Annotated in this window: 14 protein-coding genes; 7 read left to right on the top strand and 7 right to left on the bottom strand. The window is 70.9% G+C overall.

Going from position 1 to position 18,155, the window contains the following annotated elements:
- Nucleotides 1-176: 176 nt before the first annotated feature.
- Nucleotides 177-392 (top strand): hypothetical protein, encoded by a 216-nt coding sequence (locus ACLJT4_RS31345; RefSeq protein WP_016572047.1) that lies wholly within the window; start codon nucleotides 177-179, stop codon nucleotides 390-392.
- A gap of 10 nt (nucleotides 393-402) precedes the next feature.
- Nucleotides 403-1,113, top strand: a complete 711-nt coding sequence (locus ACLJT4_RS31350; RefSeq protein WP_016572048.1) for a DUF4191 domain-containing protein — start codon at nucleotides 403-405, stop codon at nucleotides 1,111-1,113.
- A gap of 297 nt (nucleotides 1,114-1,410) precedes the next feature.
- Here ACLJT4_RS31350 and ACLJT4_RS31355 read toward each other — a convergent pair whose 3' ends face one another.
- A complete protein-coding gene (locus ACLJT4_RS31355) occupies nucleotides 1,411-1,878 on the bottom strand; it encodes an RDD family protein (protein WP_174505067.1) in 468 nt (155 codons plus the stop codon).
- A 416-nt stretch (nucleotides 1,879-2,294) separates the two neighbouring features.
- Here ACLJT4_RS31355 and glnA point away from each other — a divergent pair, with 416 nt between their 5' ends.
- On the top strand, nucleotides 2,295-3,704 hold the full coding sequence (gene glnA / locus ACLJT4_RS31360; RefSeq protein WP_016572050.1) for a type I glutamate--ammonia ligase: 1,410 nt from the start codon (nucleotides 2,295-2,297) through the stop codon (nucleotides 3,702-3,704).
- Between the two features lie 278 nt (nucleotides 3,705-3,982).
- Here the strand turns inward: glnA and ACLJT4_RS31365 are convergent, their stop codons facing one another.
- The 4 genes from ACLJT4_RS31365 to ACLJT4_RS31380 all read right to left on the bottom strand — a co-directional run bounded on the left by ACLJT4_RS31365 (nucleotide 3,983) and on the right by ACLJT4_RS31380 (nucleotide 12,080).
- A complete protein-coding gene (locus ACLJT4_RS31365) occupies nucleotides 3,983-4,783 on the bottom strand; it encodes a hypothetical protein (RefSeq protein ID WP_411127439.1) in 801 nt (266 codons plus the stop codon).
- Nucleotides 4,780-9,555, bottom strand: coding sequence for a DUF6531 domain-containing protein (locus ACLJT4_RS31370; RefSeq protein ID WP_411127441.1), 4,776 nt, complete (start codon nucleotides 9,553-9,555; stop codon nucleotides 4,780-4,782). The genes ACLJT4_RS31365 and ACLJT4_RS31370 overlap by 4 nt, the downstream gene beginning before the upstream one ends.
- 494 nt (nucleotides 9,556-10,049) lie before the next feature.
- Nucleotides 10,050-10,322 carry a hypothetical protein gene (locus tag ACLJT4_RS31375; RefSeq protein ID WP_411127443.1) on the bottom strand — a complete coding sequence of 91 codons (273 nt, stop codon included), beginning with the start codon at nucleotides 10,320-10,322 and terminating at the stop codon, nucleotides 10,050-10,052.
- 162 nt (nucleotides 10,323-10,484) lie between these two features.
- On the bottom strand, nucleotides 10,485-12,080 hold the full coding sequence (locus ACLJT4_RS31380; RefSeq protein WP_411127445.1) for an AMP-binding protein: 1,596 nt from the start codon (nucleotides 12,078-12,080) through the stop codon (nucleotides 10,485-10,487).
- A 437-nt stretch (nucleotides 12,081-12,517) separates the two neighbouring features.
- Here ACLJT4_RS31380 and glnII point away from each other — a divergent pair, with 437 nt between their 5' ends.
- The 4 genes from glnII (at nucleotide 12,518) to ACLJT4_RS31400 (ending at nucleotide 16,351) form a co-directional block, all read left to right on the top strand.
- Entirely contained in the window at nucleotides 12,518-13,540 is a 1,023-nt protein-coding gene (gene glnII / locus ACLJT4_RS31385; RefSeq protein WP_275464974.1) for a glutamine synthetase, read from the top strand.
- Nucleotides 13,541-13,733: 193 nt separating this feature from the next.
- On the top strand, nucleotides 13,734-14,639 hold the full coding sequence (locus tag ACLJT4_RS31390) for a DUF6891 domain-containing protein (RefSeq protein ID WP_411127447.1): 906 nt from the start codon (nucleotides 13,734-13,736) through the stop codon (nucleotides 14,637-14,639).
- A 113-nt stretch (nucleotides 14,640-14,752) separates the two neighbouring features.
- Nucleotides 14,753-15,490, top strand: coding sequence for a rhomboid-like protein (locus tag ACLJT4_RS31395; RefSeq protein WP_411127449.1), 738 nt, complete (start codon nucleotides 14,753-14,755; stop codon nucleotides 15,488-15,490).
- Nucleotides 15,491-15,736: 246 nt separating this feature from the next.
- On the top strand, nucleotides 15,737-16,351 hold the full coding sequence (locus ACLJT4_RS31400; protein WP_376445045.1) for a winged helix-turn-helix domain-containing protein: 615 nt from the start codon (nucleotides 15,737-15,739) through the stop codon (nucleotides 16,349-16,351).
- On the opposite strand, the gene ACLJT4_RS31405 is transcribed toward ACLJT4_RS31400, so the two are convergent.
- Nucleotides 16,327-17,220: a lysophospholipid acyltransferase family protein gene (locus ACLJT4_RS31405; protein ID WP_411127451.1), complete on the bottom strand. Its 894-nt coding sequence runs from the start codon at nucleotides 17,218-17,220 to the stop codon at nucleotides 16,327-16,329. The genes ACLJT4_RS31400 and ACLJT4_RS31405 overlap by 25 nt on opposite strands.
- Nucleotides 17,217-18,038 carry a GNAT family N-acetyltransferase gene (locus ACLJT4_RS31410; RefSeq protein ID WP_411127453.1) on the bottom strand — a complete coding sequence of 274 codons (822 nt, stop codon included), beginning with the start codon at nucleotides 18,036-18,038 and terminating at the stop codon, nucleotides 17,217-17,219. Before ACLJT4_RS31410 ends, ACLJT4_RS31405 begins: the two co-directional genes overlap by 4 nt.
- Between the last annotated feature and the right edge of the window lie 117 nt (nucleotides 18,039-18,155).

An 18,155-nucleotide genomic window follows, 5' to 3' on the forward strand; every position in this document is an offset into this window, starting at 1 on the left:
GCCCCGCACTCCCCCAGGCTGGGGGGCGTGGGGGCCGCGTCAACGTTTCATAGGTGTTTGACCGGCAGGTCATCCGTTGGTAACACCCTTCAGTGACGATGGATGTACGCACCGCTCGACACCTCCCACCACCGCATCCCCCTGCTCGTTCCGTTCGTCCGAGGGAGACCACCACCATGGAGGCCGCGCCGCTCCGCGCCACCCCCCGCCCCATCCCCTCCGTCACCGGTACCCTGCGCGCCATCGAGGCCGTGCTGCTGCGCAACGGCCAGCGCACCGCCCGCCGCAACGCCTGGACATCTGTCCTGGAGGACCGCCGGCGCGCCAAGGACCGGTACGACGCCGAGTACGTCCTGGAGGCCGCGGCCACCCGACGCCCGCACGCCACGTAAACTTCGCTGTATGGCGAGGAAGGCAAACGCAACCGGCGCTGGCGGCGCTGAGAACACCGGGCGGCTGAAGCAGATCGCCCTGACCTACAAGATGACCCGTCGGGTCGATTCCAAGGTCGGTCTTGTCGTCGCTGGCACAGGAATCGTCGTCTTCGGCGTGCTCCTCGCCATCGGCTTCCTGATCGGCCACCCCGTCTACGCGGGCATCCTGGGCTTCGTCCTGGCGTTCCTCGCGATGGCGATCATCTTCGGGCGGCGTGCCGAGCGGGCGGCGTTCGGACAGATGGAGGGCCAGCCCGGCGCGGCGGCCGCCGTCCTGGAGAACGTGGGCCGTGGCTGGACGGTGACCCCCGCCGTCGCGATGAACCGCAACCAGGACGTGGTGCACCGCGCCGTCGGCAAGGCCGGCATCGTCCTGGTCGGCGAGGGCAACCCGAACCGACTGCGCGGTCTGCTGGGCGCCGAGAAGAAGCGCATGGCGCGCACCGTCGCCGACGCCCCGGTGCACGACGTGATCATCGGCGAGGGCGAGGGCCAGGTTCCGCTGAAGAAGCTGCGCACCCACCTGCTGAAGCTCCCGCGCGTGCTCCCCGGCCCCCAGGTGACGGCGGTCAACGACCGCCTACGCGCGCTCGGCGACCTGATGAGCAACATGCCGGTCCCGAAGGGGCCGATGCCCAAGGGCATGCGGATGCCCAAGGGCGGCGGCAAGGCCCGCTGACCCCGACGCCCCACTCGTCCCCGGCCGCACGGAAACCACCGCCCGGCCGACACCCACAACAGCAACACAAGAGCAACGCCCGACGCCCCGAGGCTTGGCCTCGGGGCGTCGGGCGTTGAGGTGGGGTGCGCGGCTCCGCCGCGGGAGGCAGGTGAAGTCAGGAGCGGCGGACGGACCCCGCCGGGAGCGGGCCGCGGAACGGAGCGGATGAGGCAGCGGGGCAGACCAGCGCGTCAGACCAGCGAAGCCGATCGGCCCGGCGGACGGATCGGCCCGGCGGACGGATCGGCGAGCTGGTCAGATCCGCACCTGCACCGAGCGGCTGAGCCGGTCGTGCAGCCCTCGGCCGTCCCGGTCCCAGATCGCGGCGGGGATGACCAGCACCAGCAGCACCGTGCGCAGCACCACGCGCGGCAGGGTGATCCGGCCGCCGCCCTCGGAGACCACCCGCAGCCCGAGCAGTCGCTTGCCGGGGGTGCAGCCGACGGTACCGACGGTCAGCACGCTGAGCACCGCGAACACCACCAGCGCCCAGTTGCTCGCCGACTGCGCCTTGCCGCCGCTGAGCAGCCCGTAGGCGACGAGCAGGCACAGCGCCCAGTCGATGAAGAGCGCGCCGAAGCGGCGGCCGACCCGTGCGATCGAGCCCGGGCCCTCCTCGGGCAGCCCGAGTTGCTGACCCCGGTACCCGAAGTCGACGCCCATGTCCTCGGCTGCCGCCCGGGGCCCGGAGATCCACGATCCGAATGCTTGCCTGTTGTCCACCCGTCCACGGTACTGCGACCGCATCCGTTCCCCCGGTGGCGGGTTGCCGGGTCCCGGTTTCCGACGCGTTTCCGCCGCGTCCCCCTGCCCGGGGCCGGCCCGGGACCATCGGGTCGGCCGGAGACAACCGGGAGCGCCCGGGCGGCCCGGAGGCCCCGAGGCGGCCGTCGGAGCGGCCCGTCGCGGCCCCTTCTCCCGGCCCGCCGAACCCGCTTCCACAGGCGTCCCCGCACCCACCCCGGCAGGCGCACACTGGGGGTGGGCGGACAGCGTGCCGGTTAACCTCGGCGAAACAAATGGGTCATGCTTGGGAAATCCCGCCTGCCTATGGTCGGGCGAGCGCACCACTGCACGAGGTCGCGCTCCGAGTCGCAACCCCGCGTCCGCCGAGCGGTGACCGGGCTAGGAGGAGTTGGATGTTCCAGAACGCCGACGACGCGAAGAAGTTCATCGCGGATGAGGACGTGAAGTTCGTCGACGTCCGTTTCTGCGACCTGCCGGGCGTGATGCAGCACTTCACGATCCCCGCTACGGCGTTCGACCCGGACGAGGAGCTGGCGTTCGACGGTTCGTCGATCCGCGGTTTCCAGGCGATCCACGAGTCCGACATGGCCCTGCGCCCGGACCTGTCGACGGCCCGCGTGGACCCGTTCCGCCAGGAGAAGCACCTCAACATCAACTTCTTCATCCACGACCCGATCACGGGCGAGCAGTACAGCCGTGACCCGCGCAACATCGCCAAGAAGGCCGAGGCGTACCTCGCCTCCACCGGCATCGCGGACACCGCGTTCTTCGGCCCCGAGGCGGAGTTCTACGTCTTCGACTCGGTCCGCTTCGAGACCTCCGCGAACCAGGGCTTCTACCACATCGACTCCGAGGCCGGCGCCTGGAACACCGGTGCCCTGGAGGACAACCGCGGCTACAAGGTCCGTTACAAGGGCGGCTACTTTCCGGCCCCGCCGGTCGACCACTTCGCCGACCTGCGCGCCGAGATCTCCCTGGAGCTGGAGAAGTCCGGCCTGCAGGTCGAGCGCCAGCACCACGAGGTCGGCACCGCCGGCCAGGCCGAGATCAACTACAAGTTCAACACCCTGCTCGCCGCCGCCGACGACTTGATGCTCTTCAAGTACATCGTCAAGAACGTCGCCTGGCGCAACGGCAAGACCGCCACCTTCATGCCCAAGCCGATCTTCGGTGACAACGGCTCCGGCATGCACGTCCACCAGTCCCTGTGGCAGGGCGGCCAGCCGCTCTTCTACGACGAGCAGGGCTACGCGGGCCTCTCCGACACCGCCCGCTACTACATCGGCGGCATCCTCAAGCACGCCCCGTCGCTGCTGGCGTTCACCAACCCCACCGTGAACTCCTACCACCGCCTGGTCCCGGGCTTCGAGGCACCGGTCAACCTGGTCTACTCGCAGCGCAACCGCTCCGCCGCCATGCGCATCCCGATCACGGGCTCCAACCCGAAGGCCAAGCGCGTCGAGTTCCGCGCCCCGGACCCGTCGTCCAACCCGTACCTCGCCTTCTCGGCCCTCCTCCTCGCCGGCCTCGACGGCGTCAAGAACAAGATCGAGCCGGCCGAGCCGATCGACAAGGACCTCTACGAGCTCGCCCCGGAGGAGCACGCCGGCGTCCCGCAGGTCCCGACCTCCCTCCCCGCGGTCCTCGAGGCCCTCGAAGCGGACAACGAGTACCTCCAGCAGGGCGGCGTCTTCACCTCCGACCTGATCGAGACCTGGATCGACTACAAGCGCACCAACGAGATCGCCCCGATCCAACTCCGCCCGCACCCGCACGAGTTCGAGCTTTACTTCGATCTCTAAACAGCGGAGCGCAAACTCGGCTGCCGACGGTAAGGCTGAGAGCGGTTGCCCCACTCAGGCGGGGCAACCGCTCGTTGTCTGTCGCGACCGGCATTCGGAGCCCAGCCGGGTTCGCCGTCGCCCGGGCTTCAGATCAGATGGGTGCCAGACTCACCCACTGGGGCCCAGGTCCCTTCATGCGCCGGAGAGCGGTGTCGTCCGCGGCGACTACTCGCCAGCCATTGCTGGAGTTATCGACTGCCATGTGCTGATCCTGAGCCGTCGACGTTCCCCGGTCACTACTCCGCATCACGGGCCGGCTCGGTCTCGAATGCCATGAGCGTCAACCCCGTGACTTGGATGACGGCGTTCCACTCGTCCTGGGTCAAGTCCGGAAATTCCTCCCGCAGGCAACTGGGGACAGGGGAGCCATCAGCGCTCAGCACTACCTCCGCGAAGGCCACCCCCGAGCGACTGAGGCACAAGCGCGGCCCTTGCCGGGGCTCCCCGGCTTGCAGCACCGCGATGCGCTGAGCGGCCTCCTTGTTGTCGGGCGTCTCCGATGCGAAGTTCAGGAGCGCGGTCCGCAATTGCGCAGTGAGCTCGTCCTGGCGCAGGTCAGGGCGCTCCGAAATGGCGGCCAGTGCCAGGCAGAATCGCTCTCGCGCTACCGACCGGGGCGGTCTCGGGGTGACCTGCTGGTGCCGGCCGGCATCGTCGCGCACAGGCTCGGGCTCCGACTGAAGTCCTGTGAAGACAAGCTTGGACACCAGCAGTACTGCCTCCCACTCCTCCTGGTTCAGGGTCGGGCAACTCTCCCGCACCTGGGACGGAAGGTGGCTCTCGTCCGCGTACAACAGCACGTCCGACAGGTCTACGTCATAGTCCGCAAGCCGAAGGCCGAGGCTTCGTCCCCAGGGATGGTCCTCAGCGCCAACGGTGACCAGGTCGACGCGCGATCGCTCGCCCAGCGCCTCCGAAGCCAGTTCGCGTAGCGCGGTGACGACTGCCGCGCTAAGGCCGGCCTCGTCCAGGTCACCCCTCTCGCCGACACACAGCAGGGCGTCGCGCAGGCGTCCGCGCGGCGATGACGGGTTCATCGTCTCCTCCTACGGCCGCCGCCTGAGTCGAGCGGCTGGACGTTCGTCTTCTCCACGTACTTGTTGAAATCATCGATCTTGTCCGCCGGTACCGCATAGCGACCTGGCTCGTTTGTCGGCTTGACCTCGTACTGCTTGAGCCAGGCCAACACCTCCGGCTTGCAGTGGAACTCCATTTTGTGGGTGTAATTCTTGCTCTTGCCGAGCGTGCCGGGGTTGACCTTGCCGGTCTGGGCGATCCACTTCGGCTGCCGTTCGTGGCCGGGCCTGGGGACGAGCCCTCCGCTTGGCTTCACTGCTGCGCTCGCCTTCGCCTCCGCCTCACTGCCGTAGCGTTCGATGATGACCGGGCACTTCTTCTTCGCCAGGCCGAGTGGGTCGATTTCGGCGAAGGGATTGTCGACGTAGCCGTGTGGGTCGGGAGCGGGCCCGAGACCGAGGGGATCGGGGCTGAGGTACCGGCCGTTGAGTGAGTCGTAATAACGGAACAGGTTGTAGTGCAGGCCGCTCTCACGGTCGTGGTACTGACCGGGGAAGCCGAGACTGCACTCCACCGCAGCCCCGCTGGGATCACCAGGATGGGGTGTTCCCCACAGCGTGGACCTGGAGTGCCAGGCAATCGCACCGTCCTCATCGACGAGCTCCGTCGGTGTGCCGACCAGGTCGGTGATGACGGAGTAGAAGCGCTCGTCGAATTCCCCTTGCGCCGGCTCGGGTCCGCCGGCGGTGCGGTCCACCCGGGTCAGGACGCGGTAGCCGACTGGATCCCACTCCCAGCTGGTGACCTGGACATCAGCCGGCCCTGAACCGCTGCGCAGTTCCTCGGCAAGAACGGTGCCGTCCCAGGTGAACGTGGTCTGCTCGACCACGGTGCTGGTGTCGCCGCTCAGCCGCTGCTTGGCGATGCGGCGCCCGAGGGGATCGTAGTGATAGCGCCAGGTGATACCGCCCGGGAGGGTGACCGTGGTGAGGCGGTCATCCGCGTCCCAGGAATAGTGCCAGCTGCGGGTGCCGCCGGAGAGCAACCTGCGGCACTGCTTGATGACCCGCCCCTGGCCGTCGTACTCATAACTGGTGCGCCCTGCCTGGCGGAGCAGGGTGCCGTCGTACGACCTCGTCCCCGCGGTGTCGTTCAGGTCCACCCGCCCGGCGGTCTGGCTCTCCGCATGGGTCAGGTTGCCCGCGGTGTCATAGGCATAGGTCTCGGACCAGTTGTGTCCCGAGACTCTGGTGACCCGCCCCATCGGATCCAGTTCGAAGGCTCGTGTCCCCAGCATGGTGTCCGTGAAGCCGAGAAGTTGGCCGTCCGGGCGGTAGGCGAAGGTGCGGTGTCTCAGCGCGGTACCTGCTACGTCGGCTGCCGGCAGCGCAGCTGAGAGGGTCTGGCCCGTCATGCGGTTGGCCGGGTCCCAGGTCTGGGAGAGGACCGCCGCACCGAGGTTGCGACAGGTCTCCCGCCCGGCGAGGTCGTGGCCGAACCTGACCTCTCGCCCAGCGCTGACCAGCGTTGCCGGCCGACCGGCCGCATCATAGGTCCACCGGGTCTCTACACCGCTGGGGGTCCGGCGCAGGGCGCGTCTGCCCAGGTCGTCGTATCCGAACTCGATGACCGACTGGTCCTGTTGCTCCGTCCGCAAACGGCCTGCTGGGTCGTACGTGAAGGCCAGGTCCGTGTCGCCGTTGGCCGCGTACAGCAGACGGCCTTCGGCGTCGTAGTGGAATCGCGCTCCGCCGTCCTGCGTGGCTTCACGGACGACACGGTCGAGCAGATCGCGGGTGTAGCGCACGGTCTGGCCCGCGCCGTTGGTCCGCGACGTCAACCGGCCGGCCACATCGTGTGTGTAGCCGATGAGGCGCCCGTTGAAGTCGGTCTCCTGTACGACCCGGCCCAGCGAGTCGTAGGTATAGCGCCACAGTTGTCCCTGAGGGTTGGTGACGGCGATGAGCCGCAGCTCAGGATCGTAGGCAAAGGTGAACCTGGCACCGTCGGGGCCCGTACGGGCAGAGACTCGATCAAAGAAGGTGTATTCGAAGGACGTGGTTCCGCCAGCCGCATCGACACGCTGGAGCAGGTTCTCTTCGGCGTCGTAGGACCACCGCTCGGTGTGGCCGTCGGGCCGGGTACACCAGGCCGGCTGTCCCTCCACCGTCCATCCGAACACCGTCACGGCACCCATCGGATCGGTCACCATCCGAGGTCGACCGAAGGCGTCCCGCTCGCATGTGCTCACGGCTCCCAGAGGGTCGGTGACGGCCACCGGCAATCCGGCTGCGTTGGTGGTGAGACGGGTCGTCTGACCGATGGCGTCGGTGACGGCTGTGAGATGGCCGAAGGAGCCGTACTCGTAGCTGGTGGTGGCTCCGACCGGATCAGTGACCTGCAGCAGGTTTCCGCAATCGTCGTACACGTACTGCCAACCCGCACCGTCCGCACCGACCATGATCAGGGGCTGGTGGAGGTCGTTGTAGACAGCGGTCATCCGCGAGCCATCGGGGCGGGTGACCGCGGTGGCGTTGCCCGCCGTGTCGTACTCCATTGTGACCGTACGGCCCAACGGGTCGGTACGTCGCAGCAGTCGGTGGTACCGGTCCCATTCAAAGGTGGTGGCCTCGCCCGAGGGATCGGTCTCCCTCGTCGTCTGACCGCGCTCGTTGAACTGGTAGACAGTGACCTGCCCCAGTGCGTCGGTGACCCGGGTACGGCGGGCCTCGTCGTCGTAAACGAAGACGGCATTGAGGAATCCCCCCTCGCCGCGGGTCTCGACACAGCGCCCGGCCGCGTCGTAGAGGTAGTCGTACCGATGCCGATTCCGGTCGGTCCAGGAAGTGATCCGACCGTCCCGGTCATACGTGAAGCGCATCGGTTCACCGGACGAGTTGGTGACCTCGGTGAGGTTCCCGTCGCCGTCGTAGTCGAATGCAGTCAGCAGCAGTCCTGCCGCGCAGCCGCCCTCGGTCTCCTCACTGCTGGTTGGCTCGGCGGCCAGTGCCACCGCATCTGAACTCCTCGCGCCCAGCAGGCGCAGCCCGGATATCCGTAGCCCTGCGGTCTCGACACGGATCCGGTATCCGCCGCTGTGCCAGACCTCGTTGGGGGAGCCGTCGTCGGAATAGTCGATGTCGATCTGATTCCCGTGCCGGTCGGTGACGGCCGTCAGCCGGAGCTGTGAGGCACTCAACCCGCTCAGCTCACCCGTGACGTTGGCCGGCTTGGCGAAGTGCCAGGAGCGACCCTCCAGTGGATCGCTGATGCGAAGTCCACCGGGCGTTTCCCGATCCCAACTGAGCGGCCATCGGGGGCCTTCGACGGGGAGAACCGGCTCGTCGTGCCCGGGTACCGGGTAGACCAGGATCATGCCGTCCTCGGCAGCGAAGACGACGCCTTCGTCGTCGAGTTCGAGACGCTGGTCGAGGGTCGAGGACCACGACGGACCGAACCATCCGCCACAGCGGTACGAGGACACATGGGTCCGCGAGAGCAGCAGCGGCAGAACAGCCGGCAGGCTGACGTCCTCTTGAGCCAGGACCATCTCACCCGAGGCGATGTCGATCGGGTCGCTCCGACAGTTTCGGGCGTCCGCCGGGGTGCTGGTCTTGTCCGGTTCTGCTGCCCCTTTTCGCAGGGACGATTTCGGTGAGCCCCTTCCCTGCTTCCTGCCGCCGACTCGGCTACCGGTCCCGCCGACGCCGTCGCCCGGCGCCTTGGGGTCCTTCTTATCGCCCTTGCCGATGCCTGTGAAGTGGTCGGCCAGCTTGCGGTCGTTGTCGTGATGGTTCTTGGCCATCTGCTTCACACCACGGGTCATGTTGTCGTCGAGGTGCTTGGCGGTCTTCTTTACGCCGTCCTCTATGCCGTCGATGACCTTGTCCAACATCGCGTTGGCCGCGTCAGCGATGGCGTCCTTGCCACGGGTGCGCCCGTGGTGGCTTCTAGCACGGCCGATCTTGCCGCCGGCCTTGTTGCGAAAGGTGCCACCTGCGCTCTGCAGGCCCGTCACTACACGGTCGTGCTCATCCGGATCGAAACTGAACCCTCCGCCGGCGCCTCCGCCCCCGCTACCGCCGCCAGCACTCAGGAGTTCCATCGGGTTGGCCGCGGCCGACGACGCGGAATCCTTGGCGTCTTGCACACCCTGGTGGAAGCCGTCCTTGCCGGCCTTGGCGGTCTGCCCCAGGTCCACTCCGTCCTTGACCCCGAGGGCGTTGGCGCCGATCTGCACGACCAGGTCGCCAACCATTGCGCCCAGTGCCTCTTCGACGGGCGTCAGGGCGATGCTGATGACTTGTTCAGCGACCTGCTGGCACACTTCTTTGAAGAGGCGTTTGACGATGACGCGGGTCGCCTGGGTCGCGGCCAGCGCACCGACTTCGGAAAGTCCCAACGTGAAGGGTGCCGCCGCCTGCGCGGCGATCACTTCTGCGGCGAGGACACCCAGCTGGACGATCGCGCCGATCTTCGCGCCCTCGATGAGAACCGCCACGCCCTCCATGGCAGTGGCCGCCATGCGGCCGCACTCCCCCAGATTCTTGAGGTGAGTGCCATTGATCTTGCTCCAGTGGGCGTTGAGCGCCTCGACAGCCAACGAGCCCCCCGCTGACCCCACCAATCCCTGGATGGCCGTGTGGGCTTCGTTGGCGCCGTGATCGATGTCATCGGCGAACTCCCGCATGGCATCGGCCATGTCTCGGTAGTCGTCCTCGTCGACGTTCGGCCATGAGACACCGATGATGTCGAGTATTTCGTCTGCCCAGCCAGGCAGTACTACACCCACCGAAAACCACTCCCCCGTTGACCATTTTTCAGTTGGATAATGCTTCCCGCTCGACGAGCGGCTTCTCAAGCGCCCTATGAGCCGTCGCGTGGCGCGTTTCCCACAAACGCCAGCACCTCGTCGTGCGTTTGCCTTTCATGGAAGCAGTGGATCACCTCGATTCCGTCTCAGGTCGGTCCGAGCCGTGCATGGCAGAGCGTTGCCCCCCTTGCTCGGCCGTTGTCCAGTGTCGGCGCGTGGACATTGGACAAAATCACCGTGCCGAACGCGCACCAGGCACTCCACCTCGCTCACGACGTGCACCGGCCCTGCACGTACCCCAACCGTCAAACGGTGCCTGGGCAGGTCAGAGCACTATTCGTGGCCGACTCCGCCCCCCTAACCAGGCCCCCAACCGCCCCTTGTGGTTGGTTGGTTGGGGCGCTGAGGGCCGTCGCCCGTTGTGGGTGGCGGCCCTCGCTGGGCGTGGGGTCAGGTGAGGTGGGTGGTCGGGGTCAGCAGTTGTCGTAGATGAGGGTGCGGACCAGGCGGCAGGTGGTGTCGGAGGGGTGGTGGACGCCTATGGTGCGGGCGGCGGCGCGGATCTTGGTGTTGGTGGCGTGCTCGGGGCGGTAGGTGCCGGTGTCGAGGAGGGCTATGGCCAGGCGCATGGCCTTCAGGCGGCGGTTGTGGGATTCGTACCGCTCGCGGGGCCAGCCTGCGGGGAGCGGTTTCTTGGGCAGCGGGTGGGCCGGGAGGGGTTTCGTCATGAGCGTGGCAGCAGCCATCCGGCGGACCTCCTGGAGCTTCGGTGAACCCTCATTTACTGGTTCCCATTTTACCGCCGGGCACTGACAAAAGCCCCTGGCCAGGGGGGATTTGGCGGGGTCGGGAGAGGGGCGGGGGATGGGGTGGGGGGGGCGGGGTCGGACGGGGGGCCGCCGGTGGTTTCAGGCGGTGGGGGTGGGGGCCGTGCGGGTGCGGAGGAGTTTCTTGTCGGGCTTGCCGACGGAGGTGAGGGGGATGGCGTCGACGACGTGGACGGCGGCGGGGGTGTAGAGGGCGCCCTTGTGGGCGGTGACGAAGGCGCGGAGGGCGGTCGGGGAGAGTTCGTCGGCGGTGTGGCCGGGGGCGGGAACGACCGCCACGTGCACCTCCTCGGTCTCGTCGGGGGTGCGGACGCCGTAGACGGCGGCGTGGGCGACGGCGGGGTGGGTGTGGAGGAGGTCTTCGAGTTCGGAGGGGTGGACGTGGCCGCCGACGACGATGATCACGTCCTTGACGCGGTCGACGAGGTAGAGGCGGCCGTCGGCGTCCAGATAGCCGACGTCGCCGGTGCGCACCCAACCGTCCTGGAGGACCTGGGCCGTGAGGTCGGGGCGCTTCCAGTAGCCGCGCATCACGCCGGCGGAGTGGACGTGGACCTCGCCCGGTTCCCCCTGAGGCAGGTCGCGGCCCTCGGGGTCGCGGACGGCGAGGGTGACGCCGGCCATCGGGCGGCCGACGGTCATCGGGCGGTCGGTGCGGATGTCGGCGTGGTCGTCGGGGCCGGCCTCGGTGATGGACATCGCCTCGGACTGGCCGTACAGGCCGTAGAGGACCGGTCCGAACGTCTCGGCCGCCTGGCGCATCCGGGGCGCGGAGGCGGTGCAGCCCCCGTAGGAGATACGGGTGAGGGAGCTGAGGTCGGTGGTGGGGAGGGTCGGGTCGTCCAGGAGGCGGTAGAGGAGCGGCGGGAGCAGCCAGAGGTGGGTGATGCGTGCGCGGGCGACGGTGGCCAGGACGGCGGTGGGGTCGAAGCTCTGGTGCAGGACGACGCTGCCGCCGGCCACGAGGGTGATGTCGGCCACGATGCCCGCCAGGTGGGCCAGCGAGGTGCAGGCCAGGAAGCGGGGCGGGTCGCCGGCGGTCTGCCAGGTGGCGTGGGTGAGCAGTGCGGCGATCGCGCCGTGGGTCATCCGAACGCCCTTGGGGACGCCGGTCGTTCCGCCGGTGTGGCGGATGCACCAGTCGTCCTCGGGGCGGGCCGCGCCGGTGACCGTCGGGGTGCCGGGCAGGGCGGCGCAGGCGGCCAGCAGGTCCGGGCCGAGCGGGGTGGCGCCGTCGGTGTTCGGGCCGAAGGTCATGACCTGGGGGCGGGTGCCGGTGAGTCCGTCCAGGAGGGCGTGGGCGGTGGCGTGCAGGTCGGGGTCGACCAGGAGGACGGCGGTCTCGGCGCTCTCGGCCACTAAGGCCAGGGTTTCGGCGGCCATGCCGTCGTAGAGGAGCACCACCCGCGCGCCCAGGAGGTTGACGGCGTAGCGGGCGGCGAGCGCTTCGGGGCGGTTGCGGCTGAGGACGGAGACGGTCTGGCCGCGTCCGACGCCGTGGGCGCGGAGGGTGGCGGCCATGCGGTGGACGGTGGCGTGCAGGGCGCCGGCGGTGACCTCGTGGCCGTCGGCCGCGGTGACGACGGGGCGGTCGGGGTCGCGGGCCAGGACGGCCAGCACGAGGTCGACGTAGCTGCTGAAGGGCGGGGCGGGGGTGGTGGACGGGTCGGCGGTCATGGTGGGTGGGCTCCTTGGCGAGCGAGGGGACGGGATGGAGTGGGGTGGGGTGAGGTAGGTGGGGAGGGAGGGGCGGGGGTGGGGTGGGGAAACGGTCACTTGTGACGTTAGGCGGGGCCGGGGGTGTGATCCATGACCAAATGCGCCATGTGGTCATGCGGCGGCGGGCATGAGGGCGGTCGCGCCGCGGACGGGGGCGTCGGCGAACTGGGGCGCTGGGGGCGGCACTTGGGGGCGTGGGGCCGTCGGCGGGCGAAGCGATCTCGCGTCACGCATACGAATACCAGGCGTTTTATGGCGAATCATTGCGGAATCAGAGGATGTCCGAGTGGGTAACCTGTGGTTCACATACGGGCAACGGACGGGAAACGGCCTGTTGCGAGAGTGCTCCGGTACGCCCGCACGCGTACCCGCACCGACCCGTATAAGAGGACCCCGTGAGCATCAAGGCCGAGTACATCTGGATCGACGGCACCCAGCCCACCCCCAAGCTCCGCTCCAAGACCAAGATCCTTGCGGACGCCGGCTCGCTGCCGCGCTGGGGCTTCGACGGGTCCAGCACCAACCAGGCCGAAGGCCACTCCTCGGACCTCGTGCTCGACCCGGTGTTCAGCTGCCCGGACCCGATCCGCGGCGGCGAGCACCTGCTGGTGCTGTGCGAGGTGCTCAACACCGACCTCACGCCGCACTCCTCCAACACCCGGGCCCTGCTGCGCCCGGTGGCGGAGCGCTTCGCCGCGCAGGAGCCGATCTTCGGCATCGAGCAGGAGTACACCTTCCTCAAGGGCGACCGTCCGCTGGGCTTCCCCGAGGGCGGCGGCTTCCCGGCCCCCCAGGGCGGCTACTACTGCGGGGTCGGCGCCGGCGAGATCTTCGGCCGGGAGATCGTCGAGACGCACCTGGACCGTTGCCTGGCCGCCGGTCTCGGCCTGTCCGGCATCAACGCCGAGGTGATGCCGGGCCAGTGGGAGTTCCAGGTGGGCGCGCTGGCGCCGCTGGTGGTCTCGGACCACATGTGGGTGGCGCGCTGGCTGCTGCACCGCACGGCGGAGGAGCACGGCGTCACCGCCTCCCTGGACGCCAAGCCGGCCCGGGGCGACTGGAACGGCGCGGGCGCGCACGCCAACTTCTCCACCCGCGCGATGCGCGAGGGGTACGACCCGATCATCACCGCCTGCGAGGCGCTGGGCGAGGGCGACAAGCCGATGGAGCACGTCAGCCAGTACGGCACCGGTATCGAGGAGCGGCTGACCGGCGCCCACGAGACGGCGCCCTGGAACGCGTACTCCTACGGGGCCTCCGACCGCGGGGCGTCGGTGCGCATCCCGTGGCAGGTCGAGGTCGAGAAGAAGGGCTACATCGAGGACCGACGGCCCAACGCCAACGTCGACCCGTACGTGGTGACGCGGCTGATCGTGGACACCTGCTGCACGGAGCTGGAGCGGCGCGCGCAGGTGTGACCCACCGCCCGCCGGAGCGCGGGAACGGACGGGGCCGGACCGGCGGGTCCGGCCCCGTCCGCGCGTCCGGGCCGGGGGCGGCCGGGGGGGCGGCACCGACAGTCGGGGCCGGCGGTCGGGGCCGGCGGTCGGGGCCGGCGGTCGGGGCCGGCGGTCGGGGCGCGTTGTCGGTGCGGGATGGCACGCTGGAGTCATGCTTGCGATCACCGTGCAGACCGAGTCCGGGCCGGCCCTCGCCCGGCCGTCCGCGGACGAACTGGCCGCGCTGCTACGGCGGATCGGCGGCGACGACGACCACTTCGCCGTCGCCGAGCGGATCCCCGGCGCGGACCAGGTCTTCCTCCAGACCTGGCGGGAGGGCGCCGGGCCGTTCGCCGTGGAGCACCGCGACGGCGGGCCGGACCGGCACTTCCGGGCCGAGTGCGCCGACGCCTGCGCGGTCGCCGAGGTCTTCCTCGCCTGGGCGCGCGGCACGGAGTGCTGGCGGACCGCGCTCGACTGGCGGCCGGCGGACCTGTACTCCACGCCCGGTCTGGATCCGCGGACCCGGGCGGCGGCCGAGGAGCGGGCCCGCACCGACATCCGGACGGGCTTCTGGACGGCCGAGGAGGTCGCGCAGGGGGTGTGCGACGCCCTCGGCCCCGACGGGACACCGGTCACCGTGGAGCAGGCGCGGCGGATCGTGGCACAGCTGTGGCAGGAGCGGCTCGCCGAGCAGGCGCAGTGGCCCGCGCAGACCGATCCGGACCGGGTGGCGCGGGCGTTCGGCGCGCTGGCCTCGCAGGGGCTCACCGCCCTGATGAACTTCACCTGTTGCAGCCGCTGCGCCCTGAGCGAGTTGGCCGGTGAACGGGCCGAGGGCGACCGGGGTTTCGTCTTCTTCCACTACCAGGACACCGCGGCCGCGGCGGACGGGCACGGCCTGTCGATACGTTACGGCGCGTACCCGGACTCCGGGGCGGACAGTGCCGCGGTCGGGCGGGCGGTGACGGCCGCGTTGGCCGCCGTCGGGCTGCCGGTGGCGTGGGACGGCGACCCGACGAAGGTCATCGAGGTCACCCCGCTGCGGTGGCACAAGCGTCTGCCGTCCGGGAGGTGAGGCCGCGACGAGGAGGGGGCGTACGGATGGGCGTACGGATGGGCACAGGGGAAGACGGCGCGGTGGGGGGACGCGGGGCGGGGCGGGGCACGCGGCGCGGGGCGGTGCCGTGGGTGACGCCGCTGTACGTGGGGGCCTTGCAGTGCGGGGCGCTCGCCACCGCACGGCTGCCGGCGCCGCGGCGCACCGCGCTGCTGCGGGCGCACTCCACCAACGTGGCCAATCTGCGGGCCGGCCGGTGGGGCACGCTGGCCACCAGCGCGGCCTTCGTGGAGGAGCCGCTGCCGGTGGCGTACGGGGCCGCGCTGCTGGCGACGCTCGGGGTGGCCGAGGTGCGCTGGGGCACCGCCCGCGCGGCGACGGTGTTCGCGGCCGGTCACATAGGTGCCAGCCTGCTGGTCTACGCCGGGCTGCGGGCGCGGCGGGGCGGCGGTGCCCGGCCGGCACCACGGGCGCCCGGCGGGGACGGCGGCATCGCGCACGCCCTCGACGTCGGGGCGAGCTACGGCTTCTACGCCACGCTCGGCGCGCTGGCCGCGTCGCTGCCGCACCGGGGCGCCCGGGCGGCGGCCACCGGCGGGTTGCTGGCGCTGGGCGCGGTGCCGGTGGTCCGCCGCGGCCGGACGTTCACCGACGTCGGACACCTGACGGCGTTGGTGCTCGGGGTGGGCATGGGGGCCGCCGGGGCACCGGTTCGGGGGCGAGTTCCGGCCACCGGGTGGTGGCGCCGCCGACCGGCGGTCTCCACAACTCCGGGGAGGTCAGGGGCAGTCGGGACGGGCCCGGCGGCGGTCCGTCGGGGAGCTGGGTCGACGTACGACGGGATCGCGTCACCACGGGGAGTGGTGTGAAAGACAGATCAGTGACCGTCTGGTTCAATAGGGCCATGGCCAGCCTCACAGATACCGCGACGGGTCGCAGCGACCTTGAGCCGTTCTGGCCGTCCCGACAGGCGCACGCCTTCGACCGTCTGTGTTGCCGCGCGCACTGAGCGCGGGCCCGCACCCTCCTCTTCGACACCGCTGACCGGTGTCGCCAGCCCTGCCCGCGCGCATGACGTCCCCCGACGGTCCCCTGCGCGAAAGAGCTGACGTTCGATGACTAATCTCCGTACCGTGCCTGCCGGTTCCCCCACGGCCGCCGTTCCGCATCCCGCCCACCACCGTCACCGACTGCGCGCCGTCGCACCCGACGAAGCCGTGCCGGTGCCCGCCGCCCCGGGCGCCGGCGCCACCCGCCACAGCGCCCAACAGGTCGCCGAACTGCTGAACTCCGGGGCGACCTGGCTGCCGGCGCCGCAGCACAGCCTGCCCGCCCTGCCCGGGCAGCCGCCGATGGTCGGCTACCTCGTCCTGGTGCCGGCCGAGCAGGCCCCCGCCGCGCCGCAGCCGCCCGTCGGGCCCGCCCCGGCGGCCCGGACCGGCGACGCGACGGTGCGGATCGACCCCGAACAGCGCACCGTGCACGTCCAGGGCCGGCAGCTGGACCTGACGTACCTGGAGTTCGAACTGCTCGCCCATATGGTCGCGCATCCGCACCGGGTGCACACCCGCGACCAGTTGGTGACCACCGTGTGGGGCTACGGGCACGTCGGCGACGGCCGCACGGTCGATGTCCACGTCGCCCGGCTGCGGCGGAAGTTGGGCACCGAGCTCCGCGGGTCGATCGTCACCGTCCGCCGGGTCGGCTACAAGTACGTGCCGAGCGCCTGACCGGCCCGGTCGGGCACCCGGCCGCCGCGCGGCACTCGCCCGCCGCGCGGCGGCCGGGTGCCGCCGAGCACCGCCCGCTCGGCGGCGGCCGCCAGGGCGCGCCGGTCCAGGCCGCGCCCGGCGGTCGGCAGCGCCGGATGGACGGTGGCCCGTACGGCCAGTCCGCGGGCGGCGACGACCCGGCGCAGCGACGCGGCGAAGGTGTCGGCGCCGCAGAAGGCGGCCACTGTGGTGGGGCGCCCCTGCTGGACGTAGTCGACGGTGACCGGGCGGACGGGGGCGCCGGCGTCCAGCGCGGCCTGGAAGGTGGCTCGGCGGAAGCCGCCCTGGTCGGCGGTGCACCAGGTGGTGGCCTGGGGGAAGACCGCGACCGAACGGCCGGCGGCCAGGAGCGCGGACAGTTCCGCGACGGTACGCGGGAGTCGGCGGGGGTGCGTGCGGTCGATGAAGTGCGTGCCGGCGCGCCGGGCCAGGCCGCCGACCAGCGGCCAGCCGCCGACCTCGCGCTTGGCGAGCAGGACGGCGGGCTCGACGGCGAGCAGGGCGACGACGTCCAGCCACGAGATGTGGTTGAGGACGATCAGGGTGCCCGGGGTGCGCTCCCCCGCCCCGGGGCCGGGCACCGTCAGCGGCCCGTTCGCAGCCGCCCCGCGGACCTCCAGCCCGACGCCCAGCGCCGTCAGCAACGCCCGGGCGTGCGTCCGGAGCCGCACCGGGTCCGCCAGGTGCGGGCCGGCCGACAGGGCGCGGGCGACCGCGCCGGTGAACGCGGCGGTGCGGCGGGCGGCCGCGGGGAGGGGGACGGGCGTGGTGGCGTGCGCGGCGCAGTGCGGGGTGCACACCGCGCGGACATCCCAGGGGCCGTTCACCGCTCCCCCAGGAAGAAGCGGCGGTATCGGTCGCCGAGCCGCTCGATGTCCAGGACGGTGAAGAAGTCGGCGACCCCGAAGTCCGGGTCGTGGGCGGGCGCGCCGCAGATCCAGGCGCCGATGCGGAGGTAGCCGCGCAGCAGCGGGGGGAGTTGGGCGAGGACGGGGCGCTCGGGCAGCGGGCCGGTGGGGTGCCAGGGGCGGCGCGGGGCGACCAGGAACGCGGCCGGCGCGGTGTGGCGGGTGCGGGCCAGGGCCCAGGCATGGGTGGCGGCGGTGCCGCCGTCGGCGAGCGGCACGGAGGCGCAGCCGGCGAGGTAGCGGTGGCCGGAGAGCAGGGTGTAGCGGGCCAGGGCGGCCCACATCTGGTTGATGACGGCGCCGTTGCGGTGGTCGGGGTGGACGCAGGAGCGGCCGGCCTCGATGAGGGCGGGGCGCACGGCGTCGAGCGCGGTGAGGTCGAACTCGCCGTCGGAGTAGAGGTGTTGGGTGCGGCCCGGGGGCAGCAGACGGTAGGTTCCGACGACCGCGTCGGTGGCGGTGTGGACGACGACCAGGTGGTCGGCGAGGTCGTCGACCGGGTCGACGTCGTGGCCGGGCAGCGGGGTGTCGAGGGTGGCGCCGAGCTCGTCGCCGAAGACCTGGTGGCGCAGCCGCTGGGCGGCCCGGATCAGGTCGGGGGTGTCGGCGATCAGCGCGGTGTAGTCGGGGGCGGCGGCCGGGGCGGCGGCGGTCGCTGCGGTGGGGCCGGTGCGCGCGCCGAGGGCGGGGGTGTCCGGGGTGCCCGCTCCGCGGGCCGTCGTGGGTGCCGTGCTCATCAGAGCCTCCGTAGGTGGTGCTGGGTACACCCCCATGGGGTGCGCAACCCAATGACCTGGCGTTCTCCTACCCGGCAGACTGTTCCCGCGCCCGAGGTCCGGTCGCGTGAAGCCCAG

Source organism: Streptomyces sp. x-19 (assembly GCF_046549115.1).
Lineage (GTDB): Bacteria > Actinomycetota > Actinomycetes > Streptomycetales > Streptomycetaceae > Streptomyces > Streptomyces albulus_C.